Annotated in this window: 19 protein-coding genes and 3 tRNA genes; 13 read left to right on the top strand and 9 right to left on the bottom strand. The window is 70.3% G+C overall.

Translation table 11 applies throughout. The features are described 5' to 3' along the window. Positions 1 to 4: 4 nt before the first annotated feature. From ftsH to tilS, 3 genes are all read right to left on the bottom strand, one after another. Entirely contained in the window at positions 5 to 1,993 is a 1,989-nt protein-coding gene (ftsH, locus tag QRN30_RS03395; protein WP_017887685.1) for an ATP-dependent zinc metalloprotease FtsH, read from the bottom strand. 162 nt (positions 1,994 to 2,155) lie between these two features. Further along, positions 2,156 to 2,707 (bottom strand): hypoxanthine phosphoribosyltransferase, encoded by a 552-nt coding sequence (gene hpt / locus QRN30_RS03390; RefSeq protein WP_017887686.1) that lies wholly within the window; start codon positions 2,705 to 2,707, stop codon positions 2,156 to 2,158. Between the two features lie 9 nt (positions 2,708 to 2,716). Then, entirely contained in the window at positions 2,717 to 3,736 is a 1,020-nt protein-coding gene (tilS, locus tag QRN30_RS03385; protein ID WP_140448690.1) for a tRNA lysidine(34) synthetase TilS, read from the bottom strand. 64 nt (positions 3,737 to 3,800) lie between these two features. Here tilS and QRN30_RS03380 point away from each other — a divergent pair, with 64 nt between their 5' ends. After that, complete coding sequence (locus QRN30_RS03380) at positions 3,801 to 4,292, top strand: inorganic diphosphatase (protein WP_017887688.1); 492 nt, start codon at positions 3,801 to 3,803, stop codon at positions 4,290 to 4,292. A gap of 113 nt (positions 4,293 to 4,405) precedes the next feature. Here the strand turns inward: QRN30_RS03380 and QRN30_RS03375 are convergent, their stop codons facing one another. Then, a complete protein-coding gene (locus tag QRN30_RS03375) occupies positions 4,406 to 5,863 on the bottom strand; it encodes a C40 family peptidase (protein ID WP_284760473.1) in 1,458 nt (485 codons plus the stop codon). 34 nt (positions 5,864 to 5,897) lie between these two features. Next, positions 5,898 to 7,175 carry a M23 family metallopeptidase gene (locus tag QRN30_RS03370; protein WP_017887689.1) on the bottom strand — a complete coding sequence of 426 codons (1,278 nt, stop codon included), beginning with the start codon at positions 7,173 to 7,175 and terminating at the stop codon, positions 5,898 to 5,900. A gap of 258 nt (positions 7,176 to 7,433) precedes the next feature. Here QRN30_RS03370 and QRN30_RS03365 point away from each other — a divergent pair. The 3 genes from QRN30_RS03365 to QRN30_RS03355 all read left to right on the top strand — a co-directional run bounded on the left by QRN30_RS03365 (position 7,434) and on the right by QRN30_RS03355 (position 7,710). Further along, positions 7,434 to 7,506: transfer RNA gene (locus QRN30_RS03365), tRNA-Glu, on the top strand. Between the two features lie 53 nt (positions 7,507 to 7,559). Then, a tRNA-Asp gene (locus QRN30_RS03360) sits at positions 7,560 to 7,636 on the top strand. 1 nt (position 7,637) lies between these two features. After that, positions 7,638 to 7,710, top strand: a tRNA-Phe gene (locus QRN30_RS03355). 140 nt (positions 7,711 to 7,850) lie between these two features. On the opposite strand, the gene QRN30_RS03350 is transcribed toward QRN30_RS03355, so the two are convergent. Continuing rightward, positions 7,851 to 8,861: an aldo/keto reductase family protein gene (locus tag QRN30_RS03350; RefSeq protein ID WP_056072448.1), complete on the bottom strand. Its 1,011-nt coding sequence runs from the start codon at positions 8,859 to 8,861 to the stop codon at positions 7,851 to 7,853. 127 nt (positions 8,862 to 8,988) lie between these two features. Here QRN30_RS03350 and QRN30_RS03345 point away from each other — a divergent pair, with 127 nt between their 5' ends. After that, entirely contained in the window at positions 8,989 to 9,981 is a 993-nt protein-coding gene (locus tag QRN30_RS03345) for an NAD-dependent epimerase/dehydratase family protein (RefSeq protein WP_274008220.1), read from the top strand. Positions 9,982 to 10,088: 107 nt separating this feature from the next. Here the strand turns inward: QRN30_RS03345 and rocD are convergent, their stop codons facing one another. Further along, positions 10,089 to 11,318 carry an ornithine--oxo-acid transaminase gene (rocD, locus tag QRN30_RS03340; protein WP_284760467.1) on the bottom strand — a complete coding sequence of 410 codons (1,230 nt, stop codon included), beginning with the start codon at positions 11,316 to 11,318 and terminating at the stop codon, positions 10,089 to 10,091. Then, on the bottom strand, positions 11,318 to 12,226 hold the full coding sequence (gene ddaH / locus QRN30_RS03335; protein WP_017887693.1) for a dimethylargininase: 909 nt from the start codon (positions 12,224 to 12,226) through the stop codon (positions 11,318 to 11,320). The genes rocD and ddaH overlap by 1 nt, the downstream gene beginning before the upstream one ends. Before the next feature lie 246 nt (positions 12,227 to 12,472). Between ddaH and QRN30_RS03330 the strand changes: the two genes are divergently transcribed. From QRN30_RS03330 to QRN30_RS03315, 4 genes are read left to right on the top strand one after another with little or no spacing between them, the layout of a single operon-like run. Then, positions 12,473 to 12,910 (top strand): Lrp/AsnC family transcriptional regulator, encoded by a 438-nt coding sequence (locus tag QRN30_RS03330; RefSeq protein ID WP_017887694.1) that lies wholly within the window; start codon positions 12,473 to 12,475, stop codon positions 12,908 to 12,910. A gap of 10 nt (positions 12,911 to 12,920) precedes the next feature. Beyond that, complete coding sequence (locus QRN30_RS03325; protein ID WP_284760464.1) at positions 12,921 to 13,301, top strand: hypothetical protein; 381 nt, start codon at positions 12,921 to 12,923, stop codon at positions 13,299 to 13,301. Between the two features lie 3 nt (positions 13,302 to 13,304). Then, entirely contained in the window at positions 13,305 to 14,138 is an 834-nt protein-coding gene (locus QRN30_RS03320; protein ID WP_027467047.1) for a nitroreductase family protein, read from the top strand. Continuing rightward, positions 14,135 to 14,896, top strand: coding sequence for a YqjF family protein (locus QRN30_RS03315; protein ID WP_056072461.1), 762 nt, complete (start codon positions 14,135 to 14,137; stop codon positions 14,894 to 14,896). The genes QRN30_RS03320 and QRN30_RS03315 overlap by 4 nt, the downstream gene beginning before the upstream one ends. Here the strand turns inward: QRN30_RS03315 and QRN30_RS03310 are convergent. Then, positions 14,868 to 15,581, bottom strand: a complete 714-nt coding sequence (locus tag QRN30_RS03310) for a hypothetical protein (RefSeq protein ID WP_194589863.1) — start codon at positions 15,579 to 15,581, stop codon at positions 14,868 to 14,870. The genes QRN30_RS03315 and QRN30_RS03310 overlap by 29 nt on opposite strands. Before the next feature lie 92 nt (positions 15,582 to 15,673). Here QRN30_RS03310 and QRN30_RS03305 point away from each other — a divergent pair, with 92 nt between their 5' ends. Genes QRN30_RS03305 through QRN30_RS03290 form a run of 4 tightly spaced genes read left to right on the top strand, consistent with a single transcriptional unit; the run spans position 15,674 to position 17,794 of the window. Further along, the gene (locus QRN30_RS03305) at positions 15,674 to 16,669 is read left to right on the top strand and encodes an SDR family oxidoreductase (protein ID WP_194589864.1); all 996 of its coding nucleotides are present in this window, start codon (positions 15,674 to 15,676) and stop codon (positions 16,667 to 16,669) included. Then, entirely contained in the window at positions 16,666 to 17,010 is a 345-nt protein-coding gene (locus QRN30_RS03300) for a hypothetical protein (protein ID WP_071249865.1), read from the top strand. The genes QRN30_RS03305 and QRN30_RS03300 overlap by 4 nt, the downstream gene beginning before the upstream one ends. Before the next feature lie 33 nt (positions 17,011 to 17,043). Beyond that, the gene (locus QRN30_RS03295) at positions 17,044 to 17,586 is read left to right on the top strand and encodes a dihydrofolate reductase family protein (RefSeq protein WP_214519290.1); all 543 of its coding nucleotides are present in this window, start codon (positions 17,044 to 17,046) and stop codon (positions 17,584 to 17,586) included. 10 nt (positions 17,587 to 17,596) lie between these two features. After that, entirely contained in the window at positions 17,597 to 17,794 is a 198-nt protein-coding gene (locus QRN30_RS03290; protein WP_042537971.1) for a hypothetical protein, read from the top strand. Positions 17,795 to 17,836 lie beyond the last annotated feature (42 nt).

Below are 17,836 nucleotides of genomic sequence, written 5' to 3'. Positions count from 1 at the left end.
GGGCCTACGCGGGGGCGATACCCGGGTTGCCGAACGGGCGACGACGGGTCTTCGAGGTCGACTCGGAGTCCGTCGGGTCCGCTGCGGTCGCGGCGGCCTTGCCGGGCACGTCGATCGCGGGCAGGTTGCTGACCGGGCGCTTGTCGCTCGAGAGCCACTGCGGGCGCTCGGGCAGCTTGCGGACGTCCTTGAAGATCTCCACGAGCTCCGGGGCGTCGAGCGTCTCCTTCTCGAGGAGCTCACCGGCCAGGCGGTCGAGGATGTCGCGGTTGTCGTTGAGCACCTGGTAGGCCTCGTCGTGCGCGGCCTCGAGCAGGGCGCGGGTCTCGGCGTCGACCGTCTGGGCGATGTTCTCCGAGTAGTCCCGACCGGTGCCACCGCTCATGTCACGGCCGACGAACGGCTCGCTGGACCCGGAACCGAGCTTCACGGACCCGACGGCCTGGCTCATGCCGTACTCCGTCACCATCTTGCGTGCGGTGCCGGTGGCCTTCTCGATGTCGTTCGAGGCGCCCGTGGTCGGGTCGTGGAACACGATCTCCTCGGCGACGCGACCACCCATGGCGTAGGTGAGCTGGTCGAGGAGCTCGTTGCGGGTGACCGAGTACTTGTCCTCGAGCGGGAGCACCATCGTGTAGCCGAGGGCACGGCCGCGGGGCAGGATCGTGATCTTCGTGACCGGGTCGGTGTGCCGCATCGCCGCTGCCGCCAGGGCGTGGCCGCCCTCGTGGTACGCGGTGATCAGGCGTTCCTGGTCGGACATGATCCGGGTGCGGCGCTGCGGGCCGGCCATCACGCGGTCGACGGCCTCGTCGAGGGCACGGTTGTCGATGAGCTGCGCGTTCGAGCGGGCGGTCAGCAGGGCCGCCTCGTTCAGGACGTTCGCCAGGTCGGCGCCGGTGAAGCCCGGCGTCTTGCGGGCGAGCAGCTCGAGGTCGACGCTCGCGGCGAGCGGCTTGCCCTTCGCGTGCACCTCGAGGATCTGCTTGCGGCCGGCGAGGCCCGGGGCGTCGACGCCGATCTGACGGTCGAAGCGGCCGGGGCGCAGGAGCGCGGGGTCGAGCACGTCGGGACGGTTCGTCGCGGCGATGAGGATGACGTTCGTCTTGCCGTCGAAGCCGTCCATCTCGACCAGGAGCTGGTTCAGCGTCTGCTCGCGCTCGTCGTTGCCACCGCCGATGCCGGCACCACGGTGACGACCCACGGCGTCGATCTCGTCGATGAAGACGATGGCCGGCGAGTTCGCCTTGGCCTGCTCGAAGAGGTCACGGACACGGCTCGCACCGACACCGACGAACATCTCGACGAAGTCCGAACCGGAGATCGAGTAGAACGGCACACCGGCTTCACCCGCGACGGCGCGGGCGAGCAGGGTCTTGCCGGTTCCGGGAGGGCCGTAGAGCAGCACGCCCTTCGGGATCTTCGCCCCGACGGCCTGGAACTTCGCGGGCTCCTTGAGGAACTCCTTGATCTCGTGGAGTTCCTCGATCGCCTCGTCGGCACCCGCGACGTCGGCGAACGACACCTGCGGGTTCTCCTTGTTGTTGATCTTGGCCTTCGACTTGCCGAACTGCATCACCTTCGAGCCGCCGCCCTGGGCGCTCGAGAGCAGGAACCAGAACAGGGCACCGATGATCAGGAACGGCAGCAGGATGCCGAGCAGCGACAGGAACCAGTTGCCCTGCTGCACGGTGTCGTTGTAGCCCTTGGGCAGGTTGGAGTCGTTCACCGCCTGGATGACCTCTTCGCCGCGGGGCGTGGAGTAGTAGAACTGCTCCTGCTTGTCGCCGTCCTTGAGGACGAGGTCGACCCGCTGCTCCGTGGAGTTGACGGTCACGGACGAGACCTTGTCGTCGGCGAGCTGCTCGAGACCCTTCTGGGTGTTGATCTCTTGCGTGCTGCCCTGGCTGATGACGCTCCAGCCGATGAAGATGCCCGCCAGCGCGATCAGCACGTAGAGGTACGGGCCGCGGAAGATGCGCTTGAAGTTCATGTGATCCGGGCGCGAGTGCCCGACACCTTTCTCTGCCGAAGTTGCGTGCAGGTCAGCATACGGCCGCGATTCTGTGGCGAGAATGGGTGTCCTCTGCGGGCGAACTCACCCCCGGGCCGGAGTCGGCCGAGTGCGACCCGCGCGCAGCGGGTCGCTCGTCGGTCAGGAGTAGACGTGCGGGGCGAGGACGCCGACGCCGCGCAGGTTGCGGTAGCGCTCGTCGTAGTCCAGGCCGTACCCGACGACGAACGCGTCGGGGATGTCGAAGCCCACGTACTTCACGTCGACCTCGACCTTGGCTGCCTCGGGCTTGCGCAGCAGGGCGACGATCTCGACGCTCGCGGCACCACGCGACTGCAGGTTCTGCTTGAGCCACGACAGGGTCAGGCCGGAGTCGATGATGTCCTCGACGATCAGGACGTCGCGCCCGTGCAGATCGGTGTCGAGGTCCTTGAGGATCCGCACCACGCCGGACGACTTCGTGCCGGAGCCGTACGACGACACCGCCATCCAGTCCATCCGCGCCTGCATCTTGAGGTGGCGCGAGAAGTCCGCCATCACCATGACGGCACCCTTGAGCACCCCGACGAGCAGCGGGTCGCGGCCCGCGTAGTCGGCGTCGACGACCGCCGCGAGCTCGGCGAGCTTCTCGTCGATCTGCTCGGGGGTGAAGAGCACTTCGGACAGGTCTGCCTGGACGTCGGAGAGTTCCACCACGCCAGCCTAACCGGCGCTGAACTCGATGCGGTCGCCGGTCCGCGTGGCACGGACGCCCGGCAGGTCGATCGGGCCCTGTCCGCTCCAGTCCGTGACGAGCCGGCAGACCTCGAGCGTCTGCACGCGGGACAGCGTCACCCCGAACTCGCTCTCCACCGCCAGGCGCACGAGCCGCTGCCGGAGTGCCGGCGGGTTCGCCCCGAGCGCCCGCACCGACAGCGAGATGCCCGCCTCGGAGTGCTCGGCGATGTCCTCCGCGATCTCCTCGGCGAAGTGGTCGAGTGCCGCGGAGTCCTCGCGCAGCTGGTCGGCCGTCCGGGCCAGGGCCTCGGGGACCCCGGCGCCGAGCTCCCGTTCGAGCACCGGCAGCAGGGTGTTCCGCACCCGCACCCGTGCGTACGCGGGGTCGTCGTTCTGCGGGTCGTGCCAGGGCGCCAGCCCCGCTGCGGCGCACGCCTGCCGGGTCGCGTGCCGCCGGACGGTCAGCAGCGGACGGCCGTAGGCCGGACCGGCGTCACGCCGGGCGAGCGGCTGCATGCCGGACAGGCTGTCCGGTCCGCTGCCGCGCAGCAGGCCGAGCAGCACCGTCTCGGCCTGGTCGTCCAGGGTGTGCCCCAGCAGCACCAGGGGTGACCCGGTGGCGGCCGCGACCTCGGCGATCGACGCGTGTCGGGCCTCCCGGGCGGCGCCTTCCGGGCCACCGTCGGAGCCGACCGCGACCCTGCGGACCGTCACCGGGTCGAGTCCCAGCTCGGATGCCTGCCGGGAGGCGCGGCTCGCGACCGCCTCGGAGCCCGCCTGGAGCGCGTGGTCGACGACCACCGCCCCGGCCCGGAGACCCTGCTTGCCCGCCTCGAACGCGGTGGCCGCGGCGAGGGCGAGGGAGTCCGGTCCGCCGCTCAGTGCGACGAGGACCAGGTCGCCTTCGGCGACCACGCCGTCGTCGACGGCTGCGGCGAGCAGGTCACGGACGGCCAGACGGGTCTCGGCGACGGCGGGGTCGAGCCGGGGACGCGGAGAGTTCACCCGGTAACGTTAGCCGCGCTTTCGCAACACACGACAGTCCCCGAAGCAGACACAGGAGCGCAACATGGCCGCGTACGACGTCGTCGTCGAGATCCCCAAGGGCAGCCGCAACAAGTACGAGGTGGACCACGAGACCGGTCGCGTCTACCTCGACCGCGTGCTGTTCACCTCGTTCGTCTACCCCACCGACTACGGGTTCTTCGAGAAGACCCTGGCCGACGACGGTGACCCCGTGGACGCCCTGCTGCTGCTCGAGTTCCCGACGTTCCCCGGCGTGGGCGTCAAGGTCCGCCCCGTCGGCGTCTTCAAGATGAGCGACGAGGCCGGCATCGACGAGAAGGTCCTCGTCGTCCCCGCCAAGGACCCGCGCTGGGCGCACATCCAGGACATCGCGGACGTGCCGGAGCAGACGAAGGCCGAGATCGCGCACTTCTTCGAGCACTACAAGGACCTCGAGCCGAACAAGTGGGTCAAGGCCGAGGGCTGGGGCGACGCCGCCGAGGCCGAGCGCATCGTGCAGGCTGGTCAGGCCGCGTACGTGCCCGGTTCGCACTGACGATCCCCTGACGACGAACGGCGCCCGCTCTCCATCCGGAGGGCGGGCGCCGTTCTGTGCTGGTGCTTGCTCACGCAGCCGCTCTGGGAGGGAACGGGCACACCGGGAGCTGGCTACAGGGAGCCGCTCGGGCGGGCGACGTACGGCATGAGCTGGTTCGGCAGCCAGATCGCTCGCTCGACGACGCCGACGCCGGGCCGTGCAGCCTCGACCATGGTGCCGTAGCTCGTCACGATCGAGTCGTGGTACGCCCCCGACGACGTGCCGTTCGACGAGTAGAACAGGATGTCGCCGGGCTGGCGCTGGGACAGCGGGACGAGGCGACCGATCGACTTGAAGTAGTTGTACTGCCAGACGACGTTGTGCCCGCCGGTCGCGATGCCCTGCGAGCTGTAGGCCATCATCACCAGGCCGGAGCAGTCCCAGGTGTTCGGGCCGGCGCCGTTCAGCACGTACGGCTTGCCGAGCTGTCCGCGGGCGAACGCGATCGCACCGGCGGCCTTCGAGGGGCTGCTGGGCGCGGGCGCCGGGGCGGGGGCTGGAGCAGGAGCGGGAGCCGGGGCCGGTGCAGGGGCGGGGTTGCTCGGCCGCGTCGGGGTGCTGGGCTTGCTCGGGGTGCCGGGGTTCGACGGGGTGCTGGGCTGGGCCGGAGTGGAGGTGCCGCCGGTGGTGCCGGAGTTGCTGCCACCGCCGGTGCTGCCGGTGCCGCCGGTGGTGCCGGAGTTGCTGCCGCCGCCGGTGCTGCCGGTGCCGCCGGAGGAGCTGCCGGTGTTGCCGCCACCGGGGTTGCGCGTCTGCTTCGCGATGGCCGCCGCGGCTGCCTTCGCCTGCTGGGCGCTCCAGTACGCGGTCTCCGTCGCGACGCTCGTGCCCTTCAGGTACGCGAGCTGGCGCAGGACCTCGCCCTGCTGCTCCTGCTGCTTCTGCACCCGTTCCTGGGCGCCGGCAGCGGCGGCGTTGGCCGTCGCGAAGGTGGTCTTCGTCGCCTTCGTCGCCTTGCTCAGGGCCTTCTCGGCGGCGGACTGATGGGCTGCCAGGGACTCCACGGTCTTCTGGTCGGCGCGGGCCTCGGCCAGGACCGTCGCGGAGCGCTCGGACAGGTGCGACATCGTGCCGACCCGGTAGAGCAGGTCCTTGGAGTCCGACGAGTCCATGAGCATCGTCGTCGACAGGTCGCCGCCACCGGTGCGGGACAGCTCGACCACGAGCCCGGCCACCTGGCCGGCGGAGTCGTCCGCCCGGGCCTTCGCGCGCTTCGACTGCGCGGACAGGTCGGCGAGGTCGTCCTTCGCCTCCTGCTGCTGCGACGCGGCAAGGGCGTACGCCTGCCCGGCCTGCTGCTCGGCGACGCCCGCCTGGTCGGCGGCATCCTGCAGCGTGCTGAGCCGGTCGCTCAGCTCGTCGACCGTCTGCTGGGCGTCGGCCGCGTCGGACTTGGCGGCCTTGACGTCGTCCCAGGAGGGGCCCGAGGGCGCGGCCTGGGCCGGTCCGGCGATGAGGACCGACAGGCCGATGCCGAGCACGGCGATGGTCGCGATCCCGCAGGAGAACGAGCGAGCGGAGGTGGTCATGACGTGGGACGACTCGTTCCGGTGGCGCTGATGCTCATACCGAGATCCCCCGCGCTGCCATGAAGGGGACCGGGTCGACGGCAGCGCCGTTGATCCGGGTCTCGAAGTGGAGGTGGCACCCGGTCGACCAACCGGTCGAACCGATCTTGGCGATCTGCTGCCCCGCGGTGACGTGCTGGCCGGCGGTGACCATGATCCCGCCGTCGACGACGTGGCCGTACGCGGTCGAGATGCCGCCGCCGTTGTCGAGGATGACCTCGTTGCCGTACCCGCCACCGTTGCCGGCGAAGGTGACGGTGCCGTCGTGTGCCGCGTAGATCGGGGCGTAGCAGGCCGGGGCCAGGTCGACACCCGCGTGCAGGGCGCTGATGTGCGTGTACGGGTCGACGCGGTAGCCGTACGGGCTCGTCTGGAACCCTCCGGCGGGGCGGACCCACCCGGCGGGGTTGGCGCTGCCGCCGCCGGTGCCGCCCTGGCTGGTCGCCGCGGCCTTGGCTGCTGCCTTCGCGGCGGCTGCGGCGAGGCGGGCCTGGCGGGCCTTCTCGGCGGCGACGCCCTTGCGGTAGTCGGCCTCGACGCCGCGCTGCTTCGAGGTGAGCGCGGTCAGCTGCGCCTCGAGCCGGGATTCGTTGTCGTTCTGGGCGTCGACCGCGGTCTGTGCGGCGTCGGCTGCGCCCTGGGCCTGCTGCATCTTCGACTGCGCGGCGTCGGCGAGGTCCCCGAGGGCCTGCTTGGCACGATCGGCCTTGTCAGCGAGCCCCTGGGCCACGCCACGGTCCTGCGAGGCCTGTGCGTAGATGCCCTCGGACTGCTCGCTGAGCTTCGACATGGCGCCGAGCTCGTACAGCAGGTCTCCGGAGTCGGACGGGTGCGTGAGGATGTCCGTCGTCACGTCGTCGCCGCTGGTGCGCCCGAGCTGGGCGGCGAGCTGGCCGGCCTGCGCCTCGGACTGCGCGGCGGTCTGCTTCGCATCGTCGGCCTGCGACTGGAACTTCTTCTGCTTGAGCGTCGCCTCGTCGTACTTGTTCTGCGCTGCCTGGTACGCCTCACCGGCGGCCTGCGCGGCCTTCTGCTTGGCGGCGGCCTCGCTCTTCAGTGACGAGATGAGCGACTTGATCTCACTGACCTTCGCCTGCTGGGCGCTGGTCGACGACTTCGCCTGCTGCACCTCGTCCCAGCTGGGGTAGCTCGCAGCGCTGGCGGACGACGTCGGGGCGATGGCCGCGAGCGTGCCGGCCGTGAGCGCGACGGCGACCGCGGCGGCGATCAGGCGGCTGCGGGTGCTGAGGGAGAGCGGAGTGGAGGTCGACATGTATCTCGATTTCGTAACAGCGCGGCAAGGCTCACGCACGTAACACTGTTAACAGTTGCAACAGTAACAACACCGGTCGCAGGCGCGACAGCCCCTCGGACGAGGGGCGCGACCGCCGTCGATGCTCGCACCGACCGCTTCGGAGACCCGTGCACGGACGGCGCGACACGCCGGGGATGCACGGTTGGCGAGGTCGGATTTGTGAAACCCCGAGGGCATCCGTATGCTTGTCCATCGGTAGCGCGATGCACTGCTTGCGGCCCTATCGTTTAGTGGCCTAGGACACCGCCCTTTCACGGCGGCAGCACGGGTTCGAATCCCGTTGGGGTCACTCCTTGAGTGAGCGAGCAAGTAGTACTGAGCAACACCACAGCAATTCAATATGGCCCTGTAGCGCAGCTGGTTAGCGTGCCGCCCTGTCACGGCGGAGGTCGCGGGTTCAAGTCCCGTCAGGGTCGCCACGGCTGGATAGCTCAGTTGGTAGAGCGTTCGACTGAAAATCGAAAGGTCCACGGATCGATGCCGTGTCCAGCCACCGGTGAAGGCCCCCTGCTTCGGCAGGGGGCCTTTTCCGTTGTCTGGCCGGTGTGACCTGCTCGCAAAACACCGGTGTTCGCGCATCGAGCCGCGGCATGCGCGTGTTCAACGGGCGAACACCGGTGTTTTACGGACTGACTACGCCTCGCGCGTCTTCGGGCTGCTGTCGTTCGTCTTCGCGGGGTCGCGCTCGACCACGGCGCCCAGGGCATCGTCGATCCGCGACATGAGCTCCGCCGGGATCGTGACGCCGGCAGCGCCCGCGTTGTCGTGGACCTGCTCCGGGCGCGATGCCCCGATGATCGCCGAGGCGACGTTCTCGTTCTGCAGGACCCAGGCGACCGCGAGCTGCGCCATCGACAGGTCGAGCTCCTTCGCGATCGGCTCGAGCTCCTGCACCGAGGACAGCACCTCGTCGCGCATGAAGCGCTTGATCATGTCCGCGCCGCCCTTGTCATCGGTTGCACGGGAACCCTCGGGCAGCGGCTGACCCGGCTTGTACTTGCCGGTGAGCACACCCTGGGCGATCGGGGACCAGACGATCTGCGAGATGCCGAGCTCCTTCGACGTGGGGACGACCTCGTCCTCGATGACCCGCCACAGTGCCGAGTACTGCGGCTGGTTCGAGATGAGCTGGAAGCCGAGGTCCTTCGCGAGCGCAGCACCGGCCCGCAGCTGGTCCGCGGTCCACTCGCTGACGCCGACGTACAGGACCTTGCCCTGGCGCACGATGTCGGCGAAGGCCTGCATCGTCTCTTCGAGCGGAGTCTCGTGGTCGTAGCGGTGCGCCTGGTACAGGTCGACGTAGTCCGTCTGCAACCGCTGCAGCGAACCGTCGATCGACTCGAGGATGTGCTTGCGGGACAGCCCGGTGTCGTTGTGGCCCTTCGGACCGGTCGGACCGAACACCTTCGTGGCGATCTCGAGGGACTGGCGCCGCTCCCCCTTGAGCGCCTCTCCGAGGACCGTCTCCGCGCCGGTGTTGGCGTAGACGTCGGCGGTGTCGAACGTCGAGATGCCGACCTCGAGGGCCGCCTTGACGCAGGCGATCGCCGCGTCGTTCTCGACCTGGGATGCGTGGGTGAGCCAGTTGCCGTAGGTGATCTCGGAGACCTTGAGGCCCGAGTTGCCGAGGTAGCGGTACTCCATGTGCGTGTCACTCCTGTCGTGGGGCGCGTCGGTGCGACCCGAACCGTGACGGTAGTCGGCTCGGACGGTGCAGGATCACATGGGACGACGGCGCGACGCTGCGCCGCATCGAAGCGAGGGAGCATCCATGACCGGAGCGAGCGTGTTGTTCATCGGCGGGAGCGGCGTCATCAGCGCCGCCTGCGTCCGGGAAGCCGTCGAGCAGGGGTTCGACGTGACCGTGCTCAACCGGGGGACCACCGGGGGCAGGCCGATCCCGGAGGGTGTGACGCGCCTCCAGGCCGATGTGTCGGACCGCAGCGCCCTGGCGGACGCACTCGGCGACCAGCGGTTCGACGTGGTCGTGAACTGGATCGCCTTCACGCCGGACCAGGTGCAGGCCGACGTGGACTTCTTCGCCGGGCGGACGCGGCAGTACGTCTTCATCAGCTCGGCCTCCGCGTACCAGACGCCGGCGACGCACCTGCCGATCACGGAGTCGACGCCGCTGAAGAACCCGTACTGGCAGTACTCGCGCGACAAGATCGCGTGCGAGGAACTGCTGATGCAGGCGTACCGGGAGCAGGACTTCCCGGTGACGATCGTGCGGCCGTCGCACACCTACGACGAGACGAAGCTGCCGCTGACGGGCGGCTGGACCGCTGTCGCTCGGATGCGTGCCGGCAAGCCGGTCGTCATCACCGGCGACGGCACGTCGCTGTGGACGCTGACCCACAGCCGCGACTTCGCGGTCGGGTTCACGGGGCTGCTCGACCGGGCCGAGGCGATCGGTGAGCCCTTCACGATCACGAGCGACGAGGCCCCGACGTGGAACGCCATCGCGCACGAGATCGCGGCTGCGGCCGGGGTCGAGGACCTGCGGATCGTGCACGTGCCGGCGGACGCGATCAACGCGGTAGACCCCGAGTGGGGCGCGGCGCTGCTCGGCGACAAGGCGAACTCGTCGGTGTTCGACAACAGCAAGATCCGGTCGCTCGTGCCGTGGTACCGGCCGCGCACGACCTACCGGCAGGGTGTGCGCGAGGTCATCGCCTGGTACGAGGCGCACCCCGAGGAGCAGGTGATCGACGAGCGGCTCGATGCCCTGATGGACGAGCTGGTGGCGCGCTGGGCGGTGTGAGCCGCACTTGGTGACGCGCGCCGGCGCACGCAAGACACCGGTGTTCGCGCTCCGCACCGCGGCATGCGGGGGTTCAACGCGCGAACACCGGTGTTTTGCGGATCAGGTCAGGCGCGCGCGGCGAGCACCTCGGCCAGGGTTCCGATCGCGAAGCGCACCTCGTCGTCGGTGACGACCAGGGGCGGTGCGAAGCGGATCGTCGACCCGTGGGTGTCCTTCACCAGGAGCCCGCGGTCGGCGAGGTCCTTCGAGATCTCCTTGCCGGTGCCGAGTGCGGAATCGATGTCGATCCCGGCCCAGAGTCCGGCGACCCGGTGCGAGACGACACCCTTGCCGAGCAGGTCGTCGAGTAGGCCGCGCAACAGCGGTTCGCCGTCGAGGGCCCGCTGCTGGAACGTGCCCTCGCCGAGCATCGCCACGACCTCGGCACCGACGGCCGCCGCGAGCGGGTTGCCGCCGAAGGTCGATCCGTGCTCGCCGGGGCGCAGGACGCCCAGGACATCGCGCGAGCCCACCACCGCGGACACCGGCACGATACCACCACCCAGGGCCTTGCCGAGTGTGATCAGGTCGGGACGCACCCCGACGCGCTGCACCGCGAGCGTGTGCCCCGTGCGACCGAGGCCGGACTGGATCTCGTCCGCGATGAACAGCGCACCGAACTCGTCGCAGACCGCGCGGACGTCAGGAAGGTACGACTCCGGCGGGATGACCACGCCGCCCTCGCCCTGGATCGGCTCGAGCAGCACGGCGACGACGGTCTCGTCCATCGCCTCGCGCAGCGCCGCAGCGTCGCCGTACGGCACCGTGCGGAAGCCGGGCGTGAACGGCCCGAAGTCGTCGTGGGCCGACGGGTCGTCGGAGAACGAGATGATCGTCGTGGTGCGCCCGTGGAAGTTGCCGGACGCGACGATGACCGTCGCCCGCTCGGCCGGCACGCCCTTGACGCGGTAGCCCCAGGCGCGGGACACCTTGATCGCGGACTCGACGGCCTCGGCACCGGTGTTCATCGGCAGGACCATCTCGGTCTCCGTCAACGCCGCCAGTGCTGCCGCGAACGGCCCGAGCTGGTCGTTCACGAACGCGCGGCTGGTCAGCGTCACGCGGTCGAGCTGCGCCCGCGCGGCGTCGAGCAGTCGCGGGTTGCCGTGGCCGAAGTTCACCGCCGAGTACGCGGCCAGGCCGTCCAGGTACCGCTTGCCGTCGACGTCGGTGACGGTCGCTCCCTGACCCGACGCGATGACGACGGGCAGTGGACTGTAGTTGTGCGCGAGGGCGCGGTCCTCGACGGCGAGCGCCGCCGCGGTGTTGCCCCCGAGCGACGCTGCCGCAGACATCAGCTGACCCCGAGCGAACGCGCGACCGAGGTGCCGGTGCCGACCGGGTGCAGATCGAGGGTGCAGCACTTCACGCCACCACCGCCGAGCAGCAGCTCGGACAGGTCGACGCCGATCGGGTTGTAGCCCTTCTCGCGCAGCTGCTCGGCGAACCGAACGGCCCGGGCGGCGATCACGACGTTGTACCCGTCGGAGTACGAGTTCAGGCCGAGGATCGCGGCGTCTTCTTCGGTGGCGATGATCGCGTCCGGGAAGCGCTCGCGCAGGATCGCCAGCGACGGCTCGTCGAAGGCGCTCTCCAGGTAGGCGATGTTGCTCGTCCCGTCGACGGCGGGCTCGGGGTCGAGCACGGCGATGGCGGTGTCGAGGTGGTAGAAGCTCGGGTTGATGAGCTTCAGCGTGACGACCTCGCGGCCGTAGATCGTCGCGAGCTCGTCGTGCGAGGTGCTGTCCGACCGGAAACCGGTGCCGGCGAAGATGGTGTCACCGATGAGCAGGAAGTCGCCCTCGCCCTCGTTGGTCTGCTCAGGCTCGGCGACGGTCAGGCCGGCCTGGCGGAACCAGTCCATGTACGCGGGGCCCTCGGGCTGGCGCTCGGGGTACTGGAACTTCGCGCCGTACGCGATGCCGTCGAGGACGAACCCGCCGTTGGCCGCGTAGACCATGTCCGGCAGGCCGTCGATCGGGTCGATGTACGAGATGTCGAAGCCGAGCTGCTCGTAGACGGCGACGAGCGACTCCCACTGCTCGACGGCCTTCGACGTGTCGGTCGGCTCCTCCGGGTGCATCCACGGGTTGATCCGGTAGCTCACGGTGTAGAAGTCCGGCTTGCACATCAGGATCGTGCGCTTCGTGGCGACACGGGCCGGGGTGGCGACGGACTCGGGGGCGGGTGCGGTGTTCGACATCAGTCCTCCTGGAAGGGACCGGGGCCCGAGCCTGCCAGGAACCGAAACGGAACGAGGAGAAGAGCTCCGGTGAGATGCAGGCTCACTCACCGCAGCGGACCAGGTCGACGCCACTCCGATCCTGACACACACCGTCCAGCAAGTGCAGTACGGGGGCCCCGACGGCGTGACACCCGTTCGGGTGACGCACGTTTCGTGCGCGAGACCCACCGGCCTCGCAACAAGTCCGCGTACGATAGGGGACAAATGGACACGCTCGACCACCGCATCCTGGATCAGCTCCGGGACAACGCCCGCGCCGGCTACGGCGACATCGGGTCGGTGGTCGGACTCTCGGCCTCGGCCGTCAAGCGCCGTGTCGACCGGCTGGTCGGTGACGGCGTCATCCAGGGCTTCACGATCAAGGTCGACCCCGCCGTCGAGGACCGCGGCACCGAGGCCTGGGTCGAGCTCTACTGCCGCGGCACCGTCTCGCCCGACGAGCTGCGTGCCCTGCTCGACACCGTCCCCGAGGTCATCGACGCCGGCACGGTCACCGGCAGCGCCGACGCCGTCGTGCACATGCGCTCGAAGGACCTGTCCGCGCTCGAGGAGGCGCTCGACAAGGTCCGCCTCGCACCCCAGGTCGACCACACCCGCTCCGCGATCGTGCTCTCCAAGCTCGTCAGTCGAGAGACCGCGTAGCGTCCCACGCATGGGACGGAAGACGGCCGGGAGGCGCGGATCACCGCCCACGGGATCGCGTCCGGCCCGGCAGCTGGTCACCGCTGCGGGCCTCGCCTACGTCGCGAACTGCCTGTGGGGCACCGCGGTCGCCGTGCGGCTGATCCGCACGAAGAAGCTCCGTGTCGTGCACCACGGCCTGTTCGTCGCGACCGCGACCCTGACCGGCGTCGCCGCGACGACCCCCGCGTGGACCCGCGACCGGACCGCACTGTTCCTGCTGCCGGCACTCGTGCCCCTGGCGGTCGCTCCACGCACCAACCCGCGCTCCGGAGCACACTGGAAGGTCGCGGTCGCCGCCGCACCGTCCTACCTGGGGGCCGTGCTCGCCCGCAGGCGATCAGAGAGGTGAGCAGTGGAGCTGTTCGAGGCCATCCGACGACGACGCACGACGAACGGGCCGTTCCTGCCCGATCCGGTGTCGGACGAGCACCAGCGGCTGCTCATGGAGCTCGCCGGCCGGGCGCCGTCGCAGCTCAACAGTCAGCCGTGGCGCTTCGTGCTGATCGAGGAGCGCCAGACGATCGACCGTGTCGCCGAGATCAGCGGCAGCTCGATGACCCGCACCATGGCCGAGGGAACGTTCTTCGAGCGGTACAAGCCGTACTTCCGGTTCTCGAAGGCAGAGATGGACGAGCGACGCGACGGGATGCTGTTCGACAAGCTCCCCGGGCCGCTTCGGCCGTTCACGAAGCAGGTGTTCACGAAGCGCGGGCAGCTGCTCATGAACACGCTCCGGGTGCCGCAGACCCTGGGTGAGGAGAACCGGAAGCTCGTCGCCGGGTCGCCGCTGCTGCTCGGCGTGATGCTCGACCGCCACGAGTACCGGAAGGAGGAGCTGTCCGGCTTCTACTCGGTGTTCAGCATGGGCGCGGCGATGGAGAACATCTGGCTCGCGACGACCGAGCTCGGCCTGGGGATCCAGTTCGTGTCCTTCCCGATGGAGACCCCCGGCGCGTGGGAGGAGATCGAGGGACTGCTCCGCGTGCCCGAGTCGCTCGAGCTGATGGCCGTCTACCGGATCGGGTACCTGCCCCCGGAACGACGACGGCCGGCCATCGACTGGACGTCGAGCGAGCGGAAGCGTCCCTCGCAGTACGTGTTCCGCGGCACCTGCGACACCCCGCAGCGCGGGTGGGACGACGCACCCGTCGCAGCCCACATCGAACCGGAGGCGACCACATCGTGACCGACACCCGACCCACCCAGAGCGCCCCGGGCCTCCAGCCCGTCGCCCCCGGCCTGCCGGGCCGTCCCTGGATCTCGCAGGACTGGCTCGACGTCGTCTTCGTGCACTGGCGCGTCGACGTGTCGGCGGTGGCGCCGCTGCTACCGGCCGGCACACGGCCCGACACGATGGCGCTCGACGGCACCGACGACGGCGTGACCACCTGGGTGGGCCTCATCGCGTTCCGGTTCGAGGACACCCGGTTCCCGCCGTTCTCGACCGGGAGCATCGGCGACTTCGTCGAGCTGAACGTCCGCGTCTACACGGTCGACGAGCAGGGACAGCGCGGGGTGGTGTTCCTGTCGCTCGACGCCGGCAAGCTCCTGCCGACCATCGGGGCGCGCGTCGCGACGGGCCTGCCGTACCGGTGGGCGGTCGCCGAGTCGCGCAGCGGTGACGGCCGCGTCGGGTACGCGATGCGTCGGCACGGCACCCACCTGCGGTCGATGCTCGACATCCGGGTGGGCGAGGCACTCGACGAGCCAGGGGCCCTCGAGACGTTCCTGACGGCGCGGTGGGGCATGCACGTGCACCGGGCCAGACGGACGCGCTTCTGGCCGAACGAGCACGAGCCGTGGCCGTTGCACCGGGCCTCGGTGGTGTCGCTGCGGGACGACCTGGTCGGGGCGGCCGGGCTGCCCTTCGGGCTGACCGAGCTCGAGCCGGACTCGGTGCTCTACTCGCCGGGGGTCACGACGCGGTTCGGTCGGGGGCGCTGAGCGGATCGGTGCCCGGCTCCGGTCCCGGTCGCTGACCCTCGACGGCCTCCGCCCCGTCGAGGTCGGGCTGGGCCGTCCTCGACGCGGCTCGCCAGTTCAGCACCGCGACGACGACGGCGACCGGGATGACCAGGACGCTCCACCCGATCCACAGCGATGCGTGCGCTTCGTCGACGACCGGGACCGTCAACGCCACGACCGCGAACACGGCCGCCACCACCGCGACGGCCGCCGACGCCACCGCACGACCGCGCCGCTCGAACCGCGTCGGGTCGTCGCGTCGCATCGTGTACAGGCCCGTCGCGACGACCAGGTACCCGATCAGGAGCGTCCGTGCTCCCACCGCGAAGGCGAACACCGACAACGCGACGCCGACCACGTTCCACACGAGGACCTGTGTGCGATGCAAGTGCCAAGCCTCCGCCCGACTCGGGTACCAGTACGCACGCCGCCCGGCGACCGCGAGCACGAACGCACCGACCAGCACCACGGCGCCGACCGGGATCACGACGGGCAGGGCGGGACGCTGCAACCAGATGCCGATCGCCACGATCGCCATCACCCCGACTGCCAGAGCCGTCGGCGGACCCCACCACTGCTCGGGGACGATCGGCGTCCGGCGGATCCAGCGCGGCTGCGGCTCCGCGTCCGGCTCCGGTTCCACGGGGTCGTCTCGCGTGTCCACACCACCATCATGCTCGGCCACCATCCGGAGGCACGGGTCGTCGGGGGACAGCGGCTGAGTGGTGCACGGGCGACCGCAGGTACAAGGGAGCCATGACTCGAGTGGCAGTGGTGACCGGTGGATCCGCAGGACTGGGACGGGCGACCGTCCGGGAGCTCGCCGCACGGGGGTGGGACGTGGCCGTGCTGGCCCGCGGGCAGGAGGGCGTCGACGCCGCCGTCGCCGAGGTCGAGGCCGCCGGGCGACGCGGGCTGGCCCTGGTCGCCGACGTCTCCGACCGCGACGCCGTCGAGGCCGCGGCCGACCGGGCCGAGCGGGAGCTCGGACCGATCGACCTGTGGGTGAACGGCGTGATGGTCGGGGTGTTCGGGAAGTTCCTCGACACCGCCCCGGAGGACTTCGAGCGGGCGCTGCACGTGACCTACCTCGGCTTCGTGAACGGCACCCGGTCTGCACTGTCGCGGATGGTCCCCCGCGGTCGTGGGCACGTGATCCAGGTCGGTTCGGCGCTCGGGTTCCGCGGGATCCCCCTGCAGGCCGCGTACTGCGGCGCGAAGCACGCGATCGTCGGGTTCACCGAGTCCGTCGTCTCCGAGCTGCGCGAACAGGGCAGCAAGGTCAAGGTGTCCCGCGTGGACATGCCGGCGCTCAACACGATCCAGTTCCAGTGGGTGAAGTCGAAGCTGCCGCACCACCCGCAGCCCGTCGCCCCGATCTACCAGCCCGAGGTCGGTGCCCGGGCCATCGCCGCGGTGGCCGAGCGGCCGCGCAGCCGCACCTGGGTGGGCGAGTCCACGGTCTACACGATCCTCGGCAACCGGATCAGCGGACGCTTCGCCGACTGGTACGCCGCCAAGACCCTGGTCGACGGGCAGCAGGCTCCGGACAAGGACGGCCTCGAGATGCGGGACAACCTGTACGAGCCGGTGCCGGGCGACCACGGTGCACACGGGGTCTTCGACGAGTCCGCGCACGCCTGGTCGCCGCAGACCTGGTGGGTGGAGCACCGCCGGGTCGGCAACGGGATCATCGGGGCGGTGCTCGGTGCCGCCGGGGCCGTCGCACTCGTCGCGGGACGCCGACGATGAGCCGCCGGTCGTCGACCGTGTCCGGAGCAGCCGTCGTCGAGCTGGCCCGAGCTGGGCTCGGCCTGTGGCACCTGAGCCGTGCGGCCCGAGGGTCGGACCAGGCGGCGCTGCACGGCGTGCTCGGGATCCGACAGCTCGGACAGGCCGTGCTCGTCGCGCGGGCGGGTTCCGGCAACGCGCACACCCTGAGCGCCGTCGTGGACACCCTGCACGGCGTGACGATGGTGCCGCTGGCCGTCGCCGATCCCCGTCGCCGCCGGTTCGCGCTCGACCAGCTCTGGATCGCCGCCGCCCTGGCGATCGCCGAGGCAGCGGTCGTCGGTCGCGGCAGTCGGCGCTGAGTGCTGTCGGGGGTGCTCGGTAGCGTCCCCGGCATGAGCACGATCTACTCCGTCGCATCCTCGCTGGACGGCTTCGTCGCCGCGCCCGACGACGACCTCGACTGGCTGCTGCAGTTCGGCTTCGAACCGTTCCAGGAGCACCACGACCGGTTCTACGCGGGCGTCGGCGCGATCGCGATGGGGTCGACGACGTACGAGTGGCTGCTCGAGCACGACGACACGTGGGCGTACCCGGACCTGGCGACGTGGGTGTTCACGACGCGAGACCTGCCGGTGCCGGACGGTGCCGACGTGCGCTTCGTCTCCGGCGAGGTCGGCGACCACCAGGCCGACCTCGAGAGCGTGGCCGACGGCCGTGACGTCTGGGTCGTCGGCGGCGGACTGCTCGCGGCGCAGTACCAGCAGGCGGGCATCCTCGACGAGCTGCGGGTCACCGTGATGCCGGTCGCGCTCGGTGCCGGAGCACCCCTGCTGCCGGTCGCCGCACCGACCCCGGTGTTCGAGCTCGTCGGCACCACGCGGTTCGACGGCGGGGCGGTCGAGCTCCACTACCGTTCCGCAGCAACCGCGGCGTAGCGTCCGGAGCATGAGCGACAACGAGCAGACCGAGCCCGTCATGGACGGTGCCACCGATGCCACGAACCACGAGAAGCTGCAGGGTCTGATCGAGCAGGTCGACCACGACCACGCCGGTGAAGGTGCCGGCGCGATGGCAGACCACCTGCGGGACCGCATGGCCGAGACCGGCGTCGAGGACGAAGAAGCGGGTGACGCCGAGGACTGATCCCCGGGGCACTTCGTGAGCAGAAGAGGTCGGGTCCCGTCT

It is taken from the genome of Curtobacterium sp. MEB011, from assembly GCF_030209655.1.
GTDB classification, from domain to species: Bacteria; Actinomycetota; Actinomycetes; order Actinomycetales; family Microbacteriaceae; genus Curtobacterium; species Curtobacterium poinsettiae.
Note: the sequence above shows the minus strand (reverse complement) of the source record. Positions and strands in the feature narration are given on the sequence as shown.

Bases quoted from the DNA above. Each gene is read 5' to 3' on its own strand.
- QRN30_RS03350 (WP_056072448.1), bottom strand. From the start codon at position 8,861: ATGGAGTACCGCTACCTCGGCAACTCGGGCCTCAAGGTCTCCGAGATC.
- QRN30_RS03330 (WP_017887694.1), top strand. From the start codon at position 12,473: ATGGACACGCTCGACCACCGCATCCTGGATCAGCTCCGGGACAACGCC.
- QRN30_RS03325 (WP_284760464.1), top strand. From the start codon at position 12,921: ATGGGACGGAAGACGGCCGGGAGGCGCGGATCACCGCCCACGGGATCG.
- QRN30_RS03305 (WP_194589864.1), top strand. From the start codon at position 15,674: ATGACTCGAGTGGCAGTGGTGACCGGTGGATCCGCAGGACTGGGACGG.
- QRN30_RS03345 (WP_274008220.1), top strand. From the start codon at position 8,989: ATGACCGGAGCGAGCGTGTTGTTCATCGGCGGGAGCGGCGTCATCAGC.
- QRN30_RS03290 (WP_042537971.1), top strand. From the start codon at position 17,597: ATGAGCGACAACGAGCAGACCGAGCCCGTCATGGACGGTGCCACCGAT.
- ftsH (WP_017887685.1), bottom strand. From the start codon at position 1,993: ATGAACTTCAAGCGCATCTTCCGCGGCCCGTACCTCTACGTGCTGATC.
- QRN30_RS03295 (WP_214519290.1), top strand. From the start codon at position 17,044: ATGAGCACGATCTACTCCGTCGCATCCTCGCTGGACGGCTTCGTCGCC.
- QRN30_RS03375 (WP_284760473.1), bottom strand. From the start codon at position 5,863: ATGACCACCTCCGCTCGCTCGTTCTCCTGCGGGATCGCGACCATCGCC.
- QRN30_RS03380 (WP_017887688.1), top strand. From the start codon at position 3,801: ATGGCCGCGTACGACGTCGTCGTCGAGATCCCCAAGGGCAGCCGCAAC.
- rocD (WP_284760467.1), bottom strand. From the start codon at position 11,318: ATGTCTGCGGCAGCGTCGCTCGGGGGCAACACCGCGGCGGCGCTCGCC.
- ddaH (WP_017887693.1), bottom strand. From the start codon at position 12,226: ATGTCGAACACCGCACCCGCCCCCGAGTCCGTCGCCACCCCGGCCCGT.
- QRN30_RS03370 (WP_017887689.1), bottom strand. From the start codon at position 7,175: ATGTCGACCTCCACTCCGCTCTCCCTCAGCACCCGCAGCCGCCTGATC.
- QRN30_RS03300 (WP_071249865.1), top strand. From the start codon at position 16,666: ATGAGCCGCCGGTCGTCGACCGTGTCCGGAGCAGCCGTCGTCGAGCTG.